The organism is Massilia solisilvae (assembly GCF_024753215.1).
GTDB lineage: Bacteria > Pseudomonadota > Gammaproteobacteria > Burkholderiales > Burkholderiaceae_D > Telluria > Telluria solisilvae.
Map to the genome: position 1 here is coordinate 113104 of NZ_JANUGV010000004.1, position 20349 is coordinate 133452.

Annotated in this window: 20 protein-coding genes; 8 read left to right on the forward strand and 12 right to left on the reverse strand. The window is 67.3% G+C overall.

What is annotated here, in order from left to right; translation table 11 throughout:
* The first annotated feature begins 133 nt into the window (after window positions 1-133).
* From NX773_RS15545 to NX773_RS15565, 5 genes are read left to right on the forward strand one after another with little or no spacing between them, the layout of a single operon-like run.
* Entirely contained in the window at window positions 134-1135 is a 1002-nt protein-coding gene (locus NX773_RS15545; RefSeq protein ID WP_258857233.1) for an NAD-dependent epimerase/dehydratase family protein, read from the forward strand.
* Window positions 1128-2177 carry a glycosyltransferase family 2 protein gene (locus NX773_RS15550; RefSeq protein WP_258857234.1) on the forward strand — a complete coding sequence of 350 codons (1050 nt, stop codon included), beginning with the start codon at window positions 1128-1130 and terminating at the stop codon, window positions 2175-2177. The genes NX773_RS15545 and NX773_RS15550 overlap by 8 nt, the downstream gene beginning before the upstream one ends.
* Window positions 2174-3766: an ArnT family glycosyltransferase gene (locus NX773_RS15555; RefSeq protein WP_258857235.1), complete on the forward strand. Its 1593-nt coding sequence runs from the start codon at window positions 2174-2176 to the stop codon at window positions 3764-3766. Before NX773_RS15550 ends, NX773_RS15555 begins: the two co-directional genes overlap by 4 nt.
* A gap of 9 nt (window positions 3767-3775) precedes the next feature.
* Window positions 3776-4570 carry a phosphatase PAP2 family protein gene (locus NX773_RS15560; protein WP_258857236.1) on the forward strand — a complete coding sequence of 265 codons (795 nt, stop codon included), beginning with the start codon at window positions 3776-3778 and terminating at the stop codon, window positions 4568-4570.
* Window position 4571: 1 nt separating this feature from the next.
* Window positions 4572-4862, forward strand: coding sequence for a lipid-A-disaccharide synthase N-terminal domain-containing protein (locus NX773_RS15565; protein WP_258821727.1), 291 nt, complete (start codon window positions 4572-4574; stop codon window positions 4860-4862).
* Window positions 4863-4979: 117 nt separating this feature from the next.
* Here the strand turns inward: NX773_RS15565 and NX773_RS15570 are convergent, their stop codons facing one another.
* The 5 genes from NX773_RS15570 to NX773_RS15590 form a co-directional block, all read right to left on the reverse strand.
* Complete coding sequence (locus NX773_RS15570) at window positions 4980-5954, reverse strand: M14 family metallopeptidase (protein ID WP_258857237.1); 975 nt, start codon at window positions 5952-5954, stop codon at window positions 4980-4982.
* Between the two features lie 111 nt (window positions 5955-6065).
* Window positions 6066-6905 (reverse strand): glutathione-dependent disulfide-bond oxidoreductase, encoded by an 840-nt coding sequence (yghU, locus tag NX773_RS15575; protein ID WP_258857238.1) that lies wholly within the window; start codon window positions 6903-6905, stop codon window positions 6066-6068.
* A gap of 12 nt (window positions 6906-6917) precedes the next feature.
* Window positions 6918-7421 (reverse strand): hypothetical protein, encoded by a 504-nt coding sequence (locus NX773_RS15580; RefSeq protein WP_258857239.1) that lies wholly within the window; start codon window positions 7419-7421, stop codon window positions 6918-6920.
* An 83-nt stretch (window positions 7422-7504) separates the two neighbouring features.
* The gene (locus tag NX773_RS15585) at window positions 7505-8374 is read right to left on the reverse strand and encodes a pirin family protein (RefSeq protein WP_258857240.1); all 870 of its coding nucleotides are present in this window, start codon (window positions 8372-8374) and stop codon (window positions 7505-7507) included.
* A 43-nt stretch (window positions 8375-8417) separates the two neighbouring features.
* Window positions 8418-9011, reverse strand: a complete 594-nt coding sequence (locus tag NX773_RS15590; protein ID WP_258821722.1) for an FMN-dependent NADH-azoreductase — start codon at window positions 9009-9011, stop codon at window positions 8418-8420.
* Window positions 9012-9117: 106 nt separating this feature from the next.
* Here NX773_RS15590 and NX773_RS15595 point away from each other — a divergent pair, with 106 nt between their 5' ends.
* Window positions 9118-10038, forward strand: coding sequence for a LysR family transcriptional regulator (locus NX773_RS15595; RefSeq protein ID WP_258857241.1), 921 nt, complete (start codon window positions 9118-9120; stop codon window positions 10036-10038).
* Window positions 10039-10161: 123 nt separating this feature from the next.
* Here NX773_RS15595 and asd read toward each other — a convergent pair whose 3' ends face one another.
* Window positions 10162-11016 carry an archaetidylserine decarboxylase gene (gene asd, locus NX773_RS15600; protein ID WP_258857242.1) on the reverse strand — a complete coding sequence of 285 codons (855 nt, stop codon included), beginning with the start codon at window positions 11014-11016 and terminating at the stop codon, window positions 10162-10164.
* Between the two features lie 134 nt (window positions 11017-11150).
* Between asd and NX773_RS15605 the strand changes: the two genes are divergently transcribed.
* Together NX773_RS15605 and NX773_RS15610 are read left to right on the forward strand one after the other, a co-directional pair.
* Window positions 11151-13349 (forward strand): TonB-dependent receptor plug domain-containing protein, encoded by a 2199-nt coding sequence (locus tag NX773_RS15605; protein ID WP_258857243.1) that lies wholly within the window; start codon window positions 11151-11153, stop codon window positions 13347-13349.
* A 118-nt stretch (window positions 13350-13467) separates the two neighbouring features.
* On the forward strand, window positions 13468-15657 hold the full coding sequence (locus tag NX773_RS15610) for a TonB-dependent receptor plug domain-containing protein (protein WP_258857244.1): 2190 nt from the start codon (window positions 13468-13470) through the stop codon (window positions 15655-15657).
* Here NX773_RS15610 and NX773_RS15615 read toward each other — a convergent pair.
* The 6 genes from NX773_RS15615 to NX773_RS15640 all read right to left on the reverse strand — a co-directional run bounded on the left by NX773_RS15615 (window position 15654) and on the right by NX773_RS15640 (window position 20181).
* On the reverse strand, window positions 15654-16517 hold the full coding sequence (locus NX773_RS15615) for an EamA family transporter (RefSeq protein ID WP_258857245.1): 864 nt from the start codon (window positions 16515-16517) through the stop codon (window positions 15654-15656). The genes NX773_RS15610 and NX773_RS15615 overlap by 4 nt on opposite strands.
* Window positions 16514-17749: a TCR/Tet family MFS transporter gene (locus NX773_RS15620; protein ID WP_258857246.1), complete on the reverse strand. Its 1236-nt coding sequence runs from the start codon at window positions 17747-17749 to the stop codon at window positions 16514-16516. Before NX773_RS15620 ends, NX773_RS15615 begins: the two co-directional genes overlap by 4 nt.
* Window positions 17750-17810: 61 nt before the next feature.
* The gene (locus tag NX773_RS15625; RefSeq protein ID WP_258857247.1) at window positions 17811-18479 is read right to left on the reverse strand and encodes an HD domain-containing protein; all 669 of its coding nucleotides are present in this window, start codon (window positions 18477-18479) and stop codon (window positions 17811-17813) included.
* Complete coding sequence (locus tag NX773_RS15630) at window positions 18476-19147, reverse strand: ribonuclease HI family protein (RefSeq protein WP_258857248.1); 672 nt, start codon at window positions 19145-19147, stop codon at window positions 18476-18478. The genes NX773_RS15625 and NX773_RS15630 overlap by 4 nt, the downstream gene beginning before the upstream one ends.
* A gap of 105 nt (window positions 19148-19252) precedes the next feature.
* A complete protein-coding gene (locus NX773_RS15635) occupies window positions 19253-19753 on the reverse strand; it encodes a YXWGXW repeat-containing protein (protein ID WP_258857249.1) in 501 nt (166 codons plus the stop codon).
* Between the two features lie 197 nt (window positions 19754-19950).
* Entirely contained in the window at window positions 19951-20181 is a 231-nt protein-coding gene (locus NX773_RS15640) for a hypothetical protein (protein WP_258857250.1), read from the reverse strand.
* Window positions 20182-20349 lie beyond the last annotated feature (168 nt).

A 20349-nucleotide genomic window follows, 5' to 3' on the forward strand; every position in this document is an offset into this window, starting at 1 on the left:
GGCGGGAAGCACCGCACCGCAATCCAGTGTTCGTTTGATTTGGGTCGTCGCCGCGTTTTCGTGCGCGGCGAAGATGGCAGCCATTCGCGCTTGCGGCGCGCTGACCATTTCAATCCAACCCTGGACATTTCCGATGATCTTACTCACCGGTGTGGCTGGTTTTATCGGTATGCACGTCGCGCGGCACCTGCTCGCGCAAGGCAAAACGGTGCTCGGCGTGGACCACATGGGGCCGTGTGCGGAGCCCGCGCTCAAGGAGGGGCGGCTGGCGCAGTTGCTGCCCGACGCGCAATTTCGCTTCGCCCGCGTCGACCTGGCGCAGGCGCCGGCGGTCGAGGAGCTGTTTGCGGCCGCGCGGTTCGAGTGCGTGATCCACCTTGCCGCGCAAACGGGTGTGCGCTATTCGGCCACGCATCCGCACGAATGCGTGATGAACAACGTGGTCGCGTTCGGCAACGTCATCGAATGCTGCCGCAGGCACGGCGTGGGGCACCTGGTGTACGCCAGCAGTTCCAGCACCTACGGCGCCAACCGGCAACTGCCGTTTTCCGAGCACCATCCGGCCGACCACCCGGTGAGCCTGTACGCGGCCACCAAGCGCAGCGACGAGCTGCTGGCGCACAGCTACAGCCACCTGTACGGGCTGCCGACCACGGGCTTGCGCTTCTTCACCGTGTATGGACCGTGGGGGCGGCCGGACATGGCGCCCATGCTGTTCGCGCACGCGATCGTGCAGGGCAGGCCGATCGAGGTGTACAACGGCGGCAAGATGCTGCGCGACTTCACTTTCATCGACGACGTGGTGGAGTCGGTGGCGCGGCTGGCCGCGCATCCGGCCACACCCGACCCCCGGTTCGATGCGGCCAATCCCGATCCGGCCACCAGCTATGCGCCTTACCGCATCTACAACGTCGGCAACCAGCGGCCGGTCGAGCTGACCGGGTTCATCGACGAGCTCGAGCGGGCGCTGGGGCGCAAGGCCGAGCGGCTGGCGCGGCCCATGCCGGGGGCCGACATGGTGGCCACCTGCGCCGACACGCGCGACCTCGAACATGCGATCCACTGGACGCCGGCCACGCCGCTTGCCACCGGCATCGACCGCTTCGTGCGCTGGTACCAGGGCTACTATGCGTGACCTGCAGCCGGCGCCGATGCCACTACGCAATCCCACGCCGGCGGATCGCAGCGGCCCGGACCGGCTGTCGCTGGTGGTGCCGATGTACAACGAGGAGGACAACGTGCTGCCGCTGGTGGCCCAGGTGCAGGCCGCGATGGCGGCCTCGCCCTGGCCGTGGCAGCTGATCCTGGTGGATGACGGCAGCCGCGACCGCACCACCACGCGCATCCGTGAGGCCGTCGCGCTCTGCCCGGATCGCATCGGCGCGGTCATTTTGCAGCGCAATTTCGGCCAGACCGCGGCCATGCAGGCCGGCATCGACGTGGCCGAGGGCAACATCATCGCCACGATGGACGGCGATTTGCAGAACAACCCGCATGACATCGTGCGCATGGTGCGGCGGCTGCTGGACGAAGACCTGGACCTGCTGGTGGGCTGGCGCCGCGACCGGCAGGACAATCTGTGGGTGCGCAAAGTGCCGTCGTGGTGCGCCAACCGGCTGATCGTGGCGGTCACCGGCGTGCGGCTGCACGACTACGGCTGTTCGCTCAAGATCTTCCGGACCTCGGTCATCAGGCAGGTGCGGCTGTACGGCGAAATGCACCGCTTCATCCCCACCTGGATGGCCACCGTCACCTCGCCCGAGCGCATCAGGGAAGAGCCGGTCAGCCATTTCCCGCGCGTGCACGGCCAGTCGAAGTACGGGCTGTCGCGCACCTTCCGCGTCCTGCTCGACCTGCTGTCGATGTATTTCTTCGCGCGCTACCGGGCGGCGCCGGGCCACTTCTTCGGCCGCATTGGCCTGCTGTGCGGGTTTGGCGGTGCGGTCACGCTCGGCTGGCTGGCCTGGCGCAAGCTGATGGACGGCGAGGATATTGCCAACCGCCCGTTGCTGATGTTGGGCATCCTGTTGGCCGTCATCGGCGTGCAATTCATCTGCACCGGCATCGTCACCGAAATGCTGGCGCGCACCTATTTCGAATCAAGCGGCAGGCGTACCTACCTGGTGCGCGAAGTCCTTGGCGGCGCCCCGGGGCCGGGCGAGGGGAGCGGGGCATGAGAAACGACGCCGCCCTGCGCATGAACGGCGCGCGCGCGCTGTGGACGGCCGCGCGCGGCACGGCCATGCAGGCGCGGCCGTTGCTGGCGGTGGCGCTGGCGCTCTACCTGGGCCTGTTCTTCCGCCTTGGCGACTTTCCGCTGTTTGACGTGGACGAGGGCGCCTTCAGCGAGGCCACGCGCGAAATGCTCGAGCGCGGCGATTTCGTCACCACCTGGCTCAATGGCGAGCTGCGCTTCGACAAGCCGATCCTCACCTACTGGCTGCAGGCGCTGTCGGTGAGCTGGTTTGGCCTGGACGAATTCGCCCTGCGTCTGCCTTCCGCGCTGGCCAGCGCCGGCTGGGTGGTGGCGGTGCTCGTGTTCACGCGCAGGCTGGCGGGGGAGGCGGCGGGGTACGCGGCCGCGTTCATCGCCGCCACCACCCTCGGCGTCACCGTGATCGGGCGCGGCGCCATCGCAGACGCGCTGCTCAACCTGTTCCTCGCGCTCGCCATGTTCGATATTTACCGGTACCTGGTCGAAGCGCGCGTGCGCTACCGCCGCCGCGCCTGGGTGTGGATGGCGCTGGGCGTGTTGACCAAGGGGCCGGTGGCCCTGCTCGTGCCCGCCGCGGCAAGCCTTGCGGCATACACGCTGCAAGGCCAGCTGGCGCGATGGTGGAAGGCGCTGCGCGATCCGGCGGGGTGGCTGATCCTGCTGGTGGTTGCCGGTCCGTGGTATCTGCTCGAATACCTGGAGCAGGGCCAGGCCTTCATCGACGGCTTCTTCCTGCGTCACAATGTCGAGCGCTTCGTGGCGCCGCTCCAGGGCCACGGCGGCGGCTTGCTGTACTACGTGCCGGTGGCGGTGCTGCTGCTGTTGCCTTACACCGGCCTGTTCCTGCGCGCGCTGCGCGAGCTGCCGCGATTGCGGGCGACACCGCTCGACACGTTCCTGTGGTGCTGGTTCCTGTTCGTGTTCCTGTTCTTTTCCATCGCGGGCACCAAGCTGCCGCACTACCTGCTCTATGGAATCACACCCTTGTTCATCCTGATGGCGCTGCACCGGCACCTGCTGACGTCGCGGTGGCTGGCGTTCGGGCCACCGCTGCTGCTGATGGGACTGGTGGTCGCGCTGCCGCACGCGGCGCGCATTTTCGGGCCGCGCGCGCGCAACCCCTACTACCGCGAAATGCTCAGCCAGGCCGACGTCGTTGGCGCCGAGTGGCAGATCGCCGCCGCGGCCTTGATGCTGTGCGTGCTCGGGCTGGCGCTGATGCCGCGCAGCCCGCTGTGGCCGCGGCTGGCCGGGTGCGCCCTGTTGTGCGCGTTCGCGTTCGGCGGCCTGGCGCTGCCCGCCATCGCGGCGCTGCAGCAGGGCCCGGTCAAGGAAGCCGCGCTGCTCGCGCGCGCCGCGCGTTTGCCCGTGCGCACCTGGCAGTTCAACGTCCCCAGCTTCAGCTTCTACCGCCAGGCCGTGACCCCACGCGCCGATGTGTTGCGCAAGGGTGAAGTCGTCCTCACGCGCAGCGACGAGCTGGCGCGCCTTGGCGAGATTGCGGTGCTGTACCGCAAGGGCGGGGTGGTGCTGGCGCGCATCGAGAGTTGAGGAGGCCCGATGAAAACATTTCCCCGTTCGCCATGGGCATGGGCGCCGCCGCTGGTCGCCGCCGCGCTGTTTGGCTGGGTCGCCGCCACCGGCAGCAACCACAGCCTGTTCCTGGTCCTGAACCACGCCGGCCACCAGCTCGGTGACAACCTGTGGGTCAACCTCACGCTGCTGGGCGATGGCGCCGTCGCGCTGGCCCTGGTCCTGCCGTGCATCAAGCGCTCGCCCCGCTGTTTTTGGGCGGCTTTGATTGCCGCCGTGATCGCCACGCTGTACGTGCAGGGTGTCAAGCAGATCATCAACGTGCCGCGTCCGATCGCAGTCTTTTCGCCCGGCGAATTCTTCCAGGCCGGGCCAGCCTATCGGGCCGTGTCCTTCCCCTCGGGCCATGCGGCCGCGATCTTCGCGATCACCGGTATCTGGATCATGGGCCTGGCGCGCCATTACCTGCTGCGCGTGCTGCTGCTGGTGCTTGCCACGCTGGTGAGCCTGTCGCGGGTGATGGTCGGCGTGCATTGGCCGCTCGACCTGCTCGGCGGCATGCTGGGCGGCTGGCTGGCGGCCTGGACCGGGCTGGGCCTGTACGGGCGCTACGGCTGGAAGACGGAAGGGCTCGGTGGGCTGGCAGCCGGCGTGGTGCTGCTGGTGGTCGCGGGCTGGTTGCTGTTCAGCAGGCATATCGGCATTCCGGCCGTGCTGCCGTTACAACGCACGCTGGGCCTGGTGTGCCTGCTCTGGGGGGCGTGGGAGATGCTGCAGATGCTGCCCAGGCTGCAGCTGCGGCGCCAGTCGAAAGGGGAGTGACATGGACGAGGACCTGTGGTGGCTCGTGATCGGGTTCGGCGGCCAGGCGCTGTTCATGGCGCGCTTCGTGATCCAGTGGTTCGTCAGCGAACGCCAGCACCGCAGTGTGATTCCGGTATCGTTCTGGTACTTCAGCATCCTCGGTGCGGTGGTCCTGCTGGTGTACGCGCTGCATCGGCGCGACCCGGTGTTCAGTGCCGGACAGCTGCTGGGCGTGCTGATCTACCTGCGCAACCTGCACCTGGTCCGGCTGGAACGCGCGGGCGCGCGCCAGCCGCAGAATTCATCTTGAGCCAAACGTTTTTCGTAGGGTGGGCAGATTCTGCCCACGCGTTCAGATAGCGCATGGGACAGTTGGACGCGTGGGCGGGATACCCGCCCACCCTACGGTCCCGCTGGCGTGCGTTCTTTACTCGCGCCCGAACTCGGGATTCGGCCGCGTCAGGTAATACCACTCATGGTTCGGCGCGGCATTGGTGTCCGGGAACAGGATGCGCCCGCTGAACTCGGCAAGCACCGGCGTGCCGTCCGCCCGTACACCGATCTGCTCGCCTTCGGCGACCGGGTCGAAACTCGACCACGCGCGCGAGAACTGGTCGTTCGCATCGAGCTTGTCGTGCACCGCCACCATCGCCAGCGCTTCCATTTCCTCGAACGGCACCGGCGCCGGCTCGGGCGCGTCGATGAGCTTGAGGAAGGCGAGGGTGTTCACGATCGCGCGGTAGGCCACTTCCGGCGCCGTCGGGTCCTCGTGCTGCCCGCACTCGAGCGTGAGCGCGTAGCCGCCCGTCGAGCGCATGTATTCGGTGGTGCCCATGCCATAGCGCAGCACGGTTTCCAGCTCCGCCGCATTGCCGCGGCTGCGGCGCTTGACGCCCTGGCCGTAGGTCGCCAGCCAGCCGGTCACGAAGCGGCGCACGCCCAGGCGCCGCGCCAGCGCGCGCTCTTTCTCGGCATGGCGGAACGGCTCCAGCGGGCCGTCGTTGTTGAGCGGGCCAACCATGCAGAACGGCTCGCCGTTCTTGGCGTTGAACGAGTGCAGGTCGAGCAGCACCTCATGCTGCGCCAGCAGCGGGCACAGCCAGTTGCCCACGTGGTCCTCGAAGTCCTGCGGATCCGCCTTCGGGAACAGGTCGCGGTTCAGGTTGCGCTCGCCCGACCGCGTGTTCTGTGCGTACGCGAGCGGGTTGACGATCGGCACGAAGGTGATGCTGCCGGCCGCGATGTGCAGCTTGCCGCTGTCGATCTCCTCCATCACGCGCAGGATGGCCTTGGTGCCGCAGGTTTCGTTGCCGTGGGTCGCGCCCATGATGATGACGCGCGGACCCTGGCCCAGGCCGGTGTAGTTGACGGATTTAAACTGCAGCTTGCGTGGGGAGCTCATGACGGGGTATTCCAAATAAATAGCGGATTCGCTATTTTATCTGGGAAAGCCCCACCAGGTACCCCGAACGCATGCGCTCGCCGGCGCACGATGGCGCCGGCGCCACGCCGTTCAGTCCAGGTCGGCCGCGTCGTGCCGCTCGGGCACCTGTTCCTCCGGCTTGCCGCGCACGCGGTTGACCTTGCGTCCGCGGATCACCGCCGGACGCGCCGCGACCTCGTCGGCCCAGCGCCGTACATTCTTGTACTCGTGCACCGACAGGAACTCGGCCGCGTCATACAGCTCGCCGCGCACCATGCCGCCGTACCACGGCCAGATCGCCATGTCCGCGATCGTGTACTCGTCGCCGGCCACGTAGCGGCGTCCGGCCAGCAGGCGGTCCAGCACGTCGAGCTGGCGCTTGGTCTCCATCGCATAGCGATTGATCGGGTACTCGAATTTTTCGGGGGCGTAGGCGTAGAAGTGCCCGAAGCCGCCGCCGACGAAGGGCGCCGAGCCCATCTGCCAGAACAGCCAGTTGAAGGTTTCGGTGCGCGCGCGCAGCTCGGTCGGCAGGAAGGCGCCGAACTTCTCGGCCAGGTACACCAGGATCGAGCCCGATTCGAACACGCGCAGCGGCGCCTCGCCACTGTGGTCCACCAGCGCCGGGATCTTCGAGTTCGGGTTGGCCTCGACAAAGCCGCTCGAAAACTGCATGCCCTCGTTGATCTTGATAAGCCAGGCGTCGTATTCCGCGCCCTTGTGCCCGAGCGCGAGCAGCTCTTCGAGCATGATCGTCACCTTCACGCCGTTGGGCGTGGCCAGCGAATACAGTTGCAGCGGATGCTCGCCGACCGGGAGCGCCTGCTCGTGGGTTGGCCCGGCCACCGGGCGGTTAATGTTGGCAAACGTGCCGCCGGAGGCAGCGCTCTCCCATACCTTGGGAGGTACATATTTCGATTGGTCGGTCATCAGTCTTTCCTTCTATTCTGGCTGCGCAAGGCGCAGGGGAATCACGTTCGGCGCCGACTCGATCACGTCGGCCTCGCGGCGCTCGCGCAGGAACGCCGCCACATGGCGCATGCGCTCCCCGTCGTCCATCCATTGCGTCTGTTCGATCAGCGCGCGCAGGCCGGCAAAGGCCTCGATCGTGTGCGGGCTGGCGTAGGCATCGACCAGCAGCTTGAGCAGTTCGCCCGGCTGGCCGCAGGAGCGGCGCGCACGCTCGTCGATGACCGAGAGCAGGGCACGCTGCATGCGCGGCGTCGGGTTGACGATATGGGCGAATACTGCCGGGGTGTTGGCGATCGACTGGCACATGGCGCGCTCGATCGCATCGGGTTTCAGGTCCGAGGCGATGTCGAAGTACGCGCGGTCCCAGCGCGTGTGTGCGTATGCATGCCCGGGCGGGAACGCGTCGACGGTCTCGAACCCGAGCGCGCGGCTGGCGCGCGCCAGCAGGCTTGTCAGGACGGGGATCAGCGGCATGGCGACAGGTGGCGGAGTTGGCGCATGCCACAAGTGTAACGTAAGCGCGGGCCGCGCATCGCTGCACGGCCCGCGCCGACCCATCAGGCGAAGCGCCCGGCGCGGAAGTCCTCGACTGCCTGGAACAGCTCCTGTTCGGTGTTCATCACGAACGGGCCGTATTGCGCGATCGGCTCCTTCAGCGGCCGCCCGGCGATCACCAGAAAGCGGCTGTCCTGCGCGGCCTTGATGCGCACGCCGTCCGCATCGGCGGCGTTGTCGAGGATCGCCATGCGCGCCTGCGGCACCGCCTTGCCATCGACCACCAGCTCGCCGCGGTACGCGTACACGAAGGCGTTGTGCCCGGCCGGCAGCGGCAGGTCGAAGCTGGCGCCGGCAGGCAGGTGCACGTCGAGGTACAGCGGCTCGGTCCCCTCGCGCACCACGGCCCCGGTGACGCCATGCGTGGTCCCGGCGATCACCTGCACGCTGGCGCCGGTGTCGAGCGCAAAGCGCGGCAGCGCCTCGTTCGGGATGTCGCGGTACCACGGCTCGGTCATCTTGTCCTTGGCGGGCAGGTTGAGCCACAGCTGGAAGCCTTCCATCAGGCCTTCCTCCTGCTCCGGCATCTCGGAGTGGACCACGCCGCGGCCGGCGGTCATCCACTGCACGCCGCCGTTGGTGATCAGGCCCTCGTTGCCGGCACTGTCGCGGTGGCGCATGCGGCCCGTGAGCATGTAGGTCACGGTCTCGAAGCCGCGGTGCGGGTGCGACGGGAAGCCGGCGATGTAGTCGCCCGCCTTGTCGCTGCCGAACGCGTCGAGCATCAGGAACGGGTCCAGGCGGCGCTGCAAGGGTCCGGTCAGCACGCGGTTGATCTTCACGCCCGCGCCGTCCATCACGAACTGGCCACCGACCAGGCGCTCCACGCCGCGCGACTTGGTGACGCTTTCTGCTTTCAACTGTTGTGTCATGCTGTGCTCCTTGTATTGGCGCCGCCTGGCGCCGGTGGGTGGATTACGCGAGCGCTTCGACTGCGGCGTCGGCTTCTGCCTGGCCCTTGGCTGCTGCGTCCGGTCCCATTGCCTGGCCCGGAGAATACACGAAAGTATGGTCCTTCAGGCCCAGGAAGTTCAGCAGGGTGACGATCTGCGGCACCTGCGGATCGGACTCTTTCGGGTACACGCCGCCGCGCGCCGCGGCCACGTACACCTTCTTATTTTTCAGCAGGCCTTCCGGGCCGGCCTCGGTGTAGCGGAAGGTCACGCCGGCACGCGAGACGGCGTCGAACCAGCCCTTGAGCTGCACCGGCATCGCGAAGTTATACATCGGCGCGCCCATCACGATGATGTCCGCGGCCTGTGCTTCGGCGATCAGCGCATCGTCCAGTGCCACGCGCGCGGCCTGCTCGGCGGTGCGCTGGTTGGCGGGCGTGAACAGGGCGCCGAGCGTCTCTTCGTCAAGGATCGGGTGCTTGTCGGCCACCAGGTCGCGCACTTTGACCTTGGCGTCCGGGTGGGCGGCGACGAGCTTGGCGGTGATCGAGTTGGCCACGCGGATCGATTCGGACTGTGCGCCGCGCAGGCTGGAGTTGAGCTGGAGGATGTTCATCTGTGCTTCCTTCTTCGGTGAGAATTCGATAGAAAGCACTATATCAATTCCAAAATCGAGCCGGAAGGCGCTAAAATGGATAACATTATTCAGCCAGTGGAACAATATGGATATCGAACCGAATGACCTGGTGCTGTTCGCCCGGATTGTCGAGGTTGGCAGCTTCAGCAAGGCGGCGCAGCGCGTCGAGCTGCCCAAGTCCACCGTCTCGCGCCGCATCTCGCTGCTGGAAGCGCGGCTTGGCGAACGCCTGTTGCAGCGGACCACGCGCAAGCTGGTGGTGACCGAATTCGGCGCCAGCTTGCTCGAGCATGCGCGCAAGGTGGCGGAAGAGGTGGAGGCGGTGGATGCGCTGGCCCAGCACCGCCAGGCTGCGCCCAGCGGCAAGCTGCGCGTGTCGCTGCCGGGCGACTTTGCCAACCTGGGCATGGTGGAGGTGATCAGCCGCTACCTCGATCGTTATCCCGAGGTGACGCTGGAGCTCGACCTGTCGCCGCGTCGGGTGGACCTGCTGGCCGAGAACTTCGACATTGCGATCCGGATGGGCGACCTGCCCGAGGACTCGACCCTCAACGCGCGCCGCGTCGCGTTCGAGCGCTTCGGGCTGTACGCCGCGCCCTCGTACATCTCGCAGCGCGGCTTGCCGGAGCATCCTGACGACCTGGTCGAACATGACCTGCTGTGCATCCTGTCGCGCAACGGCGGGCCGGTGCCGTGGGCGCTCACGCGCGGCAAAGTGGTGTGGGAGCGCACGCTGCCGGCGCGCCTGACCGCCAATTCGCCCGACCTGCTGGCGCGCATCGCCTGCAGCGGCGCGGGCATTGCGGCCAGCTCGGGGCGCTTTGCCGGGCCTTACGTGGAAAAGGGGGAGCTGGTGCGTGTGCTGCCGGAGTGGGAGCTGCCGCCGAACACCGGCTGGGCCGTGTTCCCCGGGCGGCGCCTGATGGCGGCCAAGACGCGCGCCTTCCTCGACCTGATGGAAGAGATGTGCTGCAACGAGGTGCGCCGGCGCGAGACTGCCGCATGACGTTGTAGGGTGGGCAGGTCTCCTGCCCACGCGTCCAGCGGAAGATGATGGACCGATTGAAGCGATCCTGGCCCATCGGGCTTGCGCTGAACGCGTGGGCGGAATTCGCCCACCCGACGGGTTTCAGCGCGGACGGTTACCCATCATCTCGCCCAGCCGCACCGCGCGCTCCGGCGCCCAGCCAGGGTTGAACGCGATGGTGTCCTTCTTGAACAGCATGACCACCGTCGAGCCGAGCAGGAAGCGCCCCATTTCCTCGCCCTTGCGCAGCACCACCGGCGGCTCGGCGCCGTAGGTCCATTCGGTCAGCTGCGGCAGGCGCGGCGGGTTGACCACGCCGTGCCACACGGTGGCCATGCTGCCGACGATGGTCGCGCCCACCAGCACCATCACGAACGGGCCGCATTGCTCGTTCTCGAACACGCACACCACGCGCTCGTTGCGGGCGAACAGGCCGGGCACGCCGCGCGCCGTGGTCGGGTTCACCGAGAACAGCGCGCCCGGCACATAGATCATGCGTGTCAGGCGAGCGTCGCAGGGCATGTGGATGCGGTGGTAGTCCTTCGGGCTCAGGTACAGGTTGGCGAAGCTGCCATGCGCAAACTGCGCCGCGAGCGCGGCGTCCCCGCCCACCAGCTGGGTGGTGGTGAACTTGTGGCCCTTGGCCTGCAGGATCTCGTGCTCGTCGATGGCGCCGAACTGGCTGATCGCGCCATCCACCGGGCATACGAAGTCGGCGTTGGCCAGCGGGCGCACGCCTTCGCGCAGCGGCCGGGTGAAGAATTCGTTGAAGCTGGCGTAGCTGGCGATGTCCGGGTTTTCGGCTTCGGCCATGTCCACGCCATATTTGCCCACGAACCAGCGGATCAGCCCTGTCGTCATCGCCCCGCCTTTGGCGCCGGCCACGCGGCCGGCAAGGGAGGTCAGCGCCTGCTTCGGAAGCACGTATTGCGGCAGTACTTTGATGCGATCGGACACGGTCGGGAACCTTTTGGCGTGGAAGTCGGAATACGGATTATAACGGGCTGCTGTGCCGGACCGGGAATCGGCTATCGGCAATGACAGCCCAGTTATGCATATCCTGAAAACGAACGCTGACTGGAGAGATCACTGTGTACCACCATGCCACGTATGCATGCGGCGCGCCGCTGCGCCTGACCATCATTGCCGCCTCGCTTGCCACGGCCCTGGCCGCCCAGGCGCAGGAAACCCAACCGAAGGCCACGAGCGAAAAAACCGCCGAATCGAGCATGCAGAAAGTCGAGGTGCGCGGCGCCGCCGATACCTACGACCCGCGCCGCGACGACACGGCCAGCAAGGTCGTGATCACGCATGAGGAGATCGTCAAGTACGGCGACACCAGCGTGACCGACGTGCTCAAGCGCGTGCCGGGCGTGACCGTGAGCGGCTCGCCCGGGCGCGGTGGCGAGATCCGCATGCGCGGCCTGGGCAACGGCTACACCCAGATCCTGCTCAACGGCGAGCGCGCGCCGGCCGGCTTTTCGATGGATTCGCTCGCGCCCGACACGATCGAGCGCATCGAGGTGCTGCGCGCGGCCAGCGCCGAGTTCTCGACCCAGTCGGTGGCGGGCACCATCAACATCGTGCTGAAGAAATCGGTCAGCAGGGCGCAGCGCGAGCTCAAGGTGGGCCTGGGCCGCGGCCCCGGTGTGACCAATCCGTCCGTGAACCTGCAACTGGCCGACCGCGCCGACGGCTTTTCGTGGTCGTTCCCGCTTAATCTCTCGTACCAGGATGCCGAGCGGCCGGCGCCGGCAGTCGAGCATGACTACGACCTGGCCGGGAATACGATCGCGCTGCGCAGCACCGATTTCGTCAACAGGAACCACATCAAGACGCTGAACTCGGCCCCGCGCCTGAACTGGAAGCTGGCCAATGGCGACCAGCTCACCTGGCAGAGCTTCTTGAACGTGAACCGCGTGCGCATCGACCTCGATTCGCGCACCACCGCCCAGGTCGGGCCGAACGTCCCGGTCCCGACTGTGCACACGCCGATGCACAACGGCTTCGAGATGCTGCGCTCGGACCTGAACTGGACCCACCAGCTCGCGTCCGGCGCCAAGCTGGATGTGAAAGTCGGCGGCTGGGTCGGCGGCGGCTACAGCGAGCAGCACCGCTACGGATACCGCGACGGTGTCCAGGTGCTGGACAGTATCACCGACAACCGCGGCCACGATTACAACCTGTCCTCGACCGGAAAGTACACCGACCCGCTCGGCGGCGGGCATGCGCTGGGCGTCGGCTGGGACGTGGGCTACGGCCGGCACAACGAGCACCGCCTCCAGGAGGACTATCCGATCGCCGGCTACAGCGGCTACGTGAGCGACGAGCGCTTCGTGAGCCAGTCGGCGCGCGTGGCGACCTACGTGCAGGACGAGTGGAACATCACGCCGCGCTGGTCGCTGTACCTGGGCATGCGCTGGGAGGGCGTGCGCGTCACCACGTCGGGCAGCGGCTTTGACACCGTGCACACCAATTCGTCGGTCCTGAGCCCCTTGCTGCAGACGCTGTACAAGCTCCCCGGCGCCAAGGACCAGTTGCGCTTTGCCGTCACCCGCACCTACAAGGCGCCCGATCTCCTGAGCCTGCCGCCGCGCCGCTTCGTCTCGGTCAACAACAGCCCCACCGAGCCGGACGTGATGGGCAACCCGAACCTCAAGCCGGAGCTGGCATTGGGCTTCGACGCCTCGTACGAACACTATTTCGCCGAGGCCGGGCTGCTGTCGCTGAGCGCCTCGCGCCGCAATATCCAGGACTTCACGCGCAACATGATCATCCTCGACGGCGACCGTTGGGTGCAGCTGCCGTCCAACGGCGGCACGGCCGAGACGCATTCGCTGGAGGCAGAAGTCAAGCTGCCGCTCAAGGTGCTGATGGCGGGCGCACCGGCGATCGACCTGCGTGCGAGCGTCACGCGCAACTGGTCGCGCGTGGATGCGGTGCCGGGCCCGAACAATCGCCTGGACCAGCAGAACCCGCTGTCGGCCACGCTGGGCATCGACTACAAGGCCGGCCCGCTCACCACCGGGGCCAGCTTCGCGCTGCGCACCGGCGGGCCGGTGCGGGTCTCGGAGCAGCAGACGGCATATCAGTCGGTGCGCCGCGACCTGGACCTGTACGCACTGTGGAAGTTCGACCCCAAGGTCCAGCTGCGGGTGGCGCTGTCGAACGTGCTGCGCCAGGACGGGCTTGGCGCGACCGCCTTCATGCAGCCGGACCGCCTTGTCACGCGCACGACCACTTACCCCGCGCTCATGCTGGCTCGCGCCACGCTCGAGATGAAGTTCTGACGACCAGACGGGCCGGGACGAGCGCATGCATATAAAAAATAGTCCCGGCCTGGCGCTCCGTAAAGGCTTATTTAGTGGACAATACCGGCTTTCCTAAATTATTGATTTCATTAGATATATGCATGTAGATGCCAAGCCGTTGCGGCGCACCCTGATTGCCGCGGCCATTGTCGCCAGCTTTACCGCCCACGCGCAGGAAGGCCAGCCGAAAGGCGGGGCCGAACAAAAGGCCGCGGACTCGAAGATGCAGCAGGTGGAAGTGCGCGGCAGCGCCGAGGCCTACGACCCGCGCCGTGACGACACGGCCTCGAAGATCGTGGTCAACCACGACGAGATCGTCAAGCACGGCGACACCAGCGTGCTCGACGTGCTCAAGCGCGTGCCGGGCGTGACCGTCAGCGGCGCCAACGGCCGCGGCGGCGAGATCCGCATGCGTGGGCTGGGTAGCGGCTACACGCAGATCCTGATCAACGGCGAGCGCGCGCCGGCCGGCTTTTCGATCGATTCGCTGGCGCCGGACGTGATCGAACGGATCGAAGTGCTGCGCGCGGCGACCGCCGAATTCTCCACCCAGTCGATTGCGGGTACGATCAACATCGTGCTCAAGAAGGCCATCAAGACCGCGCAGCGCGAGCTCAAGCTCGGCTACGGCCGCGGCCCCGACTTCACCAACCCCACCGCCAACCTGCAGCTGTCGGACAAGGCCGGCAAGATGTCATGGTCGCTCGCCGCCAACGTCATCCACCAGGAAGCCGGGCGCGATTCGCCGGCGCTGGAAGAGGGCTACAACCCGGCCGGGCGCGAAGTGCTGCTGCGCGAGACGGAATCGAGCGCGGGCACCCACTTCGACGCCATCAACATCACCCCGCGCATCAACTGGACGCTGGCGAACGGCGACACCGTGACCTGGCAGACCTTCCTGAACGCGAACCGGTTCGCGATGGACCAGTACAGCGACGTGAGCACGCTGCTCGGCAGCGCGCCGCAGTTCCCGCACCAGGGCATGTGGATGACCAACACCAACCGGTTCTTCCACACCGACGTGAACTGGACCCACAAGCTGGAGTCGGGCTCCAAGCTCGACTTCAAGCTGGGCACCGCGATCGGCGCGCTGCGCAACGACACGCATCGCATGGCCTTCGATCGCGGCACGCCCACGCTCGACAGCGACATCTACTCGCACGGCACGGACCGCGACCTGAGCTCGACCGGCAAATACACCAACCCGTTGGTCGAGAACCACTCGCTCGCCGTGGGTTGGGACATGGGCTTTCATAACCGCAGCGATGCGCGCTACCAGCAAGACCTGCCGATCGGCGCCGCGCCCGGCTTCATCCTGGACGAACATTACACGGGCCGCGTGGCGCGCCTGGCGGGCTTCGTGCAGGACGAGTGGAACGTCACGCCACGCTGGTCGGTGTACATGGGCGTGCGCTGGGAAGGCATCCAGACCCGTGTGGAGGGCAATACCTTCGACACGGCGCACGCGCGCTCGTCGGTGTGGAGCCCGCTGATGCAAACCTTGTACAAGCTGCCCGGCACCAAGGCGGACCAGGTGCGCCTGGCGCTCACCCGCACCTACAAGTCGCCGGACGTGCAAAGCCTGATCCCGCACCGCTTTCTGTCGTTGAACAACAGCTCCACCGAGCCTGACTTCATGGGCAACCCGGACCTGAAGCCGGAACTGGCGCGCGGCATCGACGCCTCGTACGAGCACTTCTGGGAAGGCGGCGGCATGCTGTCGGCCAGCGTGTCGTCGCGCCAAATCAAGGACTTCACGCGCCAGATGGTGGTGTTCAAGGATGGCCGCTGGGTCGGCATGCCGTTCAACTACGGCGACGCGCGGACCTATGGTCTGGAGCTGGAGTCGAAGTTCCCGCTCAAGACCCTGTTCGCCGCCGCGCCGGCGATCGACCTGCGCGCCAGCGTGAGCCGCAACTGGTCCACCGTCGACTCGGTGCCTGGCCCGAACAACCGCCTCGACCAGCAGACCCCGTTGTCGGCCACCTTCGGCATCGACTACAAGGCCGGCCAACTGACGACGGGCGCGAGCTACGCCTTCAAGAACGGCGGCCCGGTGCGCATTTCGGTCAACCAGATGGCTTACCAGAGCGTGCGCCGCGACCTGGATATGTATGCGCTGTGGAAGTTCAACCCGCAGTACCAGCTGCGCCTGGCATTGTCCAACGTGCTGCGCCAGGACTTCATCAACTCGGGCAGCTACACCGACGCGGCCGGCTCGGTGACGCGCACCTCGATCTATCCGGGCAAGATGATCGCCCGCGCCACGCTCGAGATGAAGTTCTAACCCAGCCGCATCGCGATCGCCCCGCAGGCCACCAGGGCCACCGCCGACAGGCGGGCGGGGCCGACGCGCTCGCCCAGCACCAGCGCCGCGATCGCGGTCGCAAACAGGATCGACGTTTCGCGCAGCGCGGCAATCGCCGCGACCGGCGCGAGCGTCATCGCCCACAGCGCAATGCCGTACGAGCCGACGGTGGTCACGCCGCCGAACAAAACCAGCTGGCCATTGGCGCGCGCGAACGGCAGCAGGTCGCGCCCGCGCCTGATCAAGGCCCAGAGCAGCACGCCCAGCCCGGTCAAGAGGAAGATCCAGATCGTGTAAGCGGCCGGCGCGCCCGAGCGGCGCACGCCGGCGCCGTCGATCATGGTGTACGACGCGATCACGCAGGCCGTGAGCAGCGCAAACACGGTGGTGCGCCTGGCGCTGGCCGAGGTGGCGCGCGCGGTGGCGTACAGCGCCAGGATGCCGCCGCAGATCAGGCCCACGGCCAGCCACTGCACGGTGTCGAGCCGCTCGCCCGTGAGCGGGCCATCCACCACCGCCACCAGCAGCGGCGCACTGCCGCGCATCAGCGGATAGGCGTGACTCATTTCGCCGCCGCGGTAGGTCTCGACCAGCAGCGCGTAGTACACCACCTGAACGAGGCTGGAGACGGCGATGAAGGGCCAGCTGGCCTGTGCCGGCGCGGCCAGGAAGGGCAGGGCCAGCGCGCCGACCAGGCCGCCGCCGGCGGTCACCACGACGGTGGCGAGAAAGGTATCGGATTGCGACTTGACCAGCGCGTTCCAGCTCGCATGCATCAGCGCGGCGCACAGCACCGCGGCCATCACCAGCCCCGGGATATGGCCGCTTGCAGGGTTCATGCGCTCTGGTGGTGGCCGGCGAAGTAGCGGCGCGCGACCAGGATCGCCAGCACCTGCATTCCCGCGCACAGGTAGAAGCTGGCGCCGGCGCGCCAATCGTGTGGCGGCAGGTGGCTGACCGCGCCGATGATGGCGGTGCCCACCAGCGGCATGATGATCACGCCCAGGCTACCCACCGACTGCAGGGAGCCCATCAGCTCACCCTGCTGGTTTGAGGCCGTGGTCTTGGAGACGATGGCTTGCAGCGCCGGGCCGGCGGCAAACGCGAGCAGGTTGCACAGGATGACCACGTACATCAGCCAGCCCTGGGTGACCAGGCCGTAGAGCAGGTAGGCGATCGCACCCGAGCCGAGTCCCAGCATCGACAGCCGCACCTCGCCAAAGCGGCGCATCAGCACCGACAGCAGGCCGGCCTGCACCACCACCGCGGCCAGGCCCACGCAGAACATGGCGATGCCATTGTCGCGCGGACCCCAGCCGAAGCGGAAGGTGGTGTACAGCACCCAGGTCGATTGCAGCATCACGCCGGCGAAGGTGACCAGCGTGTACACGACCACCAGGCCGCGAATGTCGCGCCGCGCCGCCAGCCGCGCCAGCGAGCCCAGCGGGTTGATGCGGCTGAAGTCCACCGGCGAGCGCTGGCCCGGCGGCAGCGATTCCGGCACCATGAAGTAGCCATAAACGAGGTTGGCCGCCGACAGCGCCGCCGCGAAGTAAAACGGCAGGTGCAGGCTGACGTTGCCCAACAGGCCTCCCAGCATGGGACCGAACAGGAAGCCCAGGCCGAACGCGGCGCCGACCTTGCCGAAGCTCTTGGCACGGTTCTCCGGGCCGGAGATGTCCGACGCATAGGCCGAGGCCACCGACATGCTGGCCGAGGACATGCCGCCGATAACGCGGCCGATGAACAGACACGCCAGGTTGGGCGCCCACGCTGTTGCGAGGAAGTTGATGCACATGCCGGTCATCGAATACATCAGCACCGGGCGGCGGCCGATGCGGTCGCTGACCGCGCCCAGCATGGGCATGAAGATGAACTGCATCAGGCCGAACACCATCGCCATCACGCCGTACCACAGGGCCTGCTCTTCGCGCCCGCTCACGAACTGGCCGACCAGGATGGGCAGCACGGGAACGATCAGGCCGATGCCGAGCATGTCGATGAACACCGACACCAGCACGAAGTTCAGGTTGCCCCTGGAGGCTTGTTGGGTTGCTGTGGTGGTGGTCATGTTGTCCCGGTGTCGAAATCACAAGCGCAAACGATTATCTTAACATCGGAGCAAGTTTTTTTCACCCTTCCGGCGACCCGCCAACCCATTCTTGCGCAAAGGTGGCGCGAAAATCCATCAGCAGCTTGACCCGATCTTCGGCCAGCTTGCGGCCGGACCCGGTTTGCATCATCGATGGCAGCCGCGCCAGCTTGGCCACGAAATGGTCGAGGGTGTAGGTGGCGTCGTCCAGCGGACGGTGCAGGGCGAGCGGGTCGTCGGGATGAGCCAGCGGGCGGCCGAGCTGCCCGCCGATGTAGAACACCCGCGCCAGGCCCACCGCGCCGAGCGCGTCGAGCCGGTCGGCGTCCTGCACGATCTTCGCTTCGATGGTTTGCGCCGCAATGTTGGCCGAGAAGCTGTGCGCCTCGATCGCGTGGGCGACGGCGTCGAGCAGGTCGGCCGGAAAACCCATCCAGCCAAGCTGGTGGTGCGCCAGCCGCGCCGAGCGGCGCGATGCCTGGGCGCGTTCCGGGTGGTCCTTGGGCAGGTTGACCAGGTCGTGCAGGTGGCAGGCTGCCATCACGACCAGCGCATTGGCCTCGGGATGGCCCGGCAGCAGCGCTTGCGCGTTGCGCCAGACGCGCGCCAGGTGGCTGGCGTCGTGGGCGCCATCGGTACCCGCGGCGGCTGCCGCAAGCGCGGCCAGACGCGGCTGCCAGGTGGCCAGGTCGTTGTCGGGCACGCTCATGCCGCCACCGCCTGCGCGATCGACGTCGCGCGCTGCGACAGCGCATCGGCCGCCGTGTTCTTGTGGCGCGGGATCCAGCGCAGCGTCACGTCGCGCAGTTGGGCCAGCAACGCATGCGCCGCGCGCCGGTACGGCAGCAGCGCTACCGCGGCCGCGTGCTCCGGGCCGTTGACGTCGTCCACGACGACCTGGCTGTCGCCGTAGATCGTCAGGCCGTGCGAACCGAGGCGCACCGCCGCTTCCAGCAGCGCGATCAGGGCCTGGTATTCCGCTTCGCTGCTGTTGCCATAACCGGCCTTGCGCGAGATTTCGACCACCTCGCCATCCGGGCCGTGGAGCAGGGCGCCGATGCCACAGGCGCCAGGGTTGGGCCGCGCGGAGCCGTCGAACCATGCGCGCCATGCGGTTGGCGGTGCGCTGTGCCGCAATTTGTGCTGCGCCAGGGCGGACTTGCGTTCGGCCTTGCGTCGCGCGAGCCGCTCCTGCGCGGCCTTCGCGAGCACCGCACGTTGGGCCAGCAGTTGCGCCAGTCCGCCGGGGCCGGCGCGTTCTTCCAGCGTGGCGCGCAATGCCTGGTCGAGGGGCATGCCGGTCCGCTCGGCCAGCTTGCGGCTTGCGCTATGTTCGCGCTTGAAGGCTGCCTGCTGCAAACTGAGTAAATCGTTCATACCGGGAGCATACCCGATTGCCGGCCGGGCAGGGATCAGCCGCAACGGTCACGCGACTTGTGCCTGTAGGGTGGGCGGGAAACCCGCCCACCCTACAGGACGCGGTCAGTTGTAGCGCCAGTCGTTCGGCGCACGGTCGTAGCGGTTCGGTACGCCGTCGTGGTCACGGTCCCAGCGGTCGCGCTCGTGCCGGCGTTCCCAGCGCTCGCGTTCCCAGCGTTCGCGCTCCCAGCGATCGTGGCCGTTGCCGCGTTCGAAGCGGTCGGGGATGCCGTCGCGGTCGCGGTCCGGACCGTAGGGCGTCCAGCGCGCCGGCTCCATGTACCAGCCGCCATCGCGGCGGTACCACTGCGGCGCGTTGTACACGTAGCCCGGGCGCTCGGCGATCCAGTAGCCGGTGACCCACTCGTGGCGGTGGCCGCGCCACTCCCAGTGGCCGGGTGCCCACACGTAGCCGCGGCGCGGGGCGGGAATCGCCTCGTACATTGGTGCCGGCGGCGCCGAGCCGATGACGACGCTGTAGCTGGTCTGCGCCATCGAGGGCAGCGGTGCGTATGCGGCAGCGCCGAGCGCGAGCAGGATGGCAAGGGAAAGGCTGCGTTTCATGAGTGGTCTCCAAAATCCGTGACGGATGAACCCACTATAGCAACCGAGGCCCGCGGTGGGGCGCTTTGAAAAAGGTACTTACAACTGATACAGAACGCGGCACAAGGCGCGCAAATAGGAAGATGGCAAGGCGGGCGGAAGGACGGCCGGCGCGCAGCTGTGGAACTAGCGTGGCGCGCGCCGGCTGCCGCGACGAATCAAGCCTTGCTCCCGGCGCGTTCGGCCTGCAGCGAGGCGCGCTTTTCAGCCTCGGTCATGCGCTTGGCGGACACGATCACGACGGGCATCGAGGTGGCGGCAACGCTGCTTGCAGCCGGTGCTGCAACGTGGGCCTGGGCTTGCGGCAGCGTCTCGACAACGTAGCTCAGCGAGCCGGCGAAGGCGAGGGCTGCGACGAAAACGGCTTCCATGTGTTTGATGAGGTTCATGTTGTTTCTCCTTGCATGTGTGGTTTCGATGTGAGCACTGTATCCAAGCGCCCCTTGCGTCTCCAGCGACTTGCGACGAGCCGCAGAAAACGCGGGATAAGCTGCAGAAAATCCGGGCCGGGACCGTGTTTTCGTGCCCCCCCGCTAAGCGTTCGCGACGGCTGCGTG

Excerpts from the sequence above, each read along its gene's own strand:
- NX773_RS15610 (WP_258857244.1), top strand. The coding sequence starts at position 13,468 with ATGCATGTAGATGCCAAGCCGTTGCGGCGCACCCTGATTGCCGCGGCC.
- yghU (WP_258857238.1), bottom strand. The coding sequence starts at position 6,905 with ATGACCGACCAATCGAAATATGTACCTCCCAAGGTATGGGAGAGCGCT.
- NX773_RS15615 (WP_258857245.1), bottom strand. The coding sequence starts at position 16,517 with ATGAACCCTGCAAGCGGCCATATCCCGGGGCTGGTGATGGCCGCGGTG.
- NX773_RS15555 (WP_258857235.1), top strand. The coding sequence starts at position 2,174 with ATGAGAAACGACGCCGCCCTGCGCATGAACGGCGCGCGCGCGCTGTGG.
- NX773_RS15590 (WP_258821722.1), bottom strand. The coding sequence starts at position 9,011 with ATGAACATCCTCCAGCTCAACTCCAGCCTGCGCGGCGCACAGTCCGAA.
- NX773_RS15560 (WP_258857236.1), top strand. The coding sequence starts at position 3,776 with ATGAAAACATTTCCCCGTTCGCCATGGGCATGGGCGCCGCCGCTGGTC.
- NX773_RS15620 (WP_258857246.1), bottom strand. The coding sequence starts at position 17,749 with ATGACCACCACCACAGCAACCCAACAAGCCTCCAGGGGCAACCTGAAC.
- NX773_RS15625 (WP_258857247.1), bottom strand. The coding sequence starts at position 18,479 with ATGAGCGTGCCCGACAACGACCTGGCCACCTGGCAGCCGCGTCTGGCC.
- NX773_RS15630 (WP_258857248.1), bottom strand. The coding sequence starts at position 19,147 with ATGAACGATTTACTCAGTTTGCAGCAGGCAGCCTTCAAGCGCGAACAT.
- NX773_RS15635 (WP_258857249.1), bottom strand. The coding sequence starts at position 19,753 with ATGAAACGCAGCCTTTCCCTTGCCATCCTGCTCGCGCTCGGCGCTGCC.
- NX773_RS15565 (WP_258821727.1), top strand. The coding sequence starts at position 4,572 with ATGGACGAGGACCTGTGGTGGCTCGTGATCGGGTTCGGCGGCCAGGCG.
- NX773_RS15585 (WP_258857240.1), bottom strand. The coding sequence starts at position 8,374 with ATGACACAACAGTTGAAAGCAGAAAGCGTCACCAAGTCGCGCGGCGTG.
- NX773_RS15640 (WP_258857250.1), bottom strand. The coding sequence starts at position 20,181 with ATGAACCTCATCAAACACATGGAAGCCGTTTTCGTCGCAGCCCTCGCC.
- NX773_RS15580 (WP_258857239.1), bottom strand. The coding sequence starts at position 7,421 with ATGCCGCTGATCCCCGTCCTGACAAGCCTGCTGGCGCGCGCCAGCCGC.
- NX773_RS15595 (WP_258857241.1), top strand. The coding sequence starts at position 9,118 with ATGGATATCGAACCGAATGACCTGGTGCTGTTCGCCCGGATTGTCGAG.
- NX773_RS15570 (WP_258857237.1), bottom strand. The coding sequence starts at position 5,954 with ATGAGCTCCCCACGCAAGCTGCAGTTTAAATCCGTCAACTACACCGGC.
- NX773_RS15545 (WP_258857233.1), top strand. The coding sequence starts at position 134 with ATGATCTTACTCACCGGTGTGGCTGGTTTTATCGGTATGCACGTCGCG.
- NX773_RS15550 (WP_258857234.1), top strand. The coding sequence starts at position 1,128 with ATGCGTGACCTGCAGCCGGCGCCGATGCCACTACGCAATCCCACGCCG.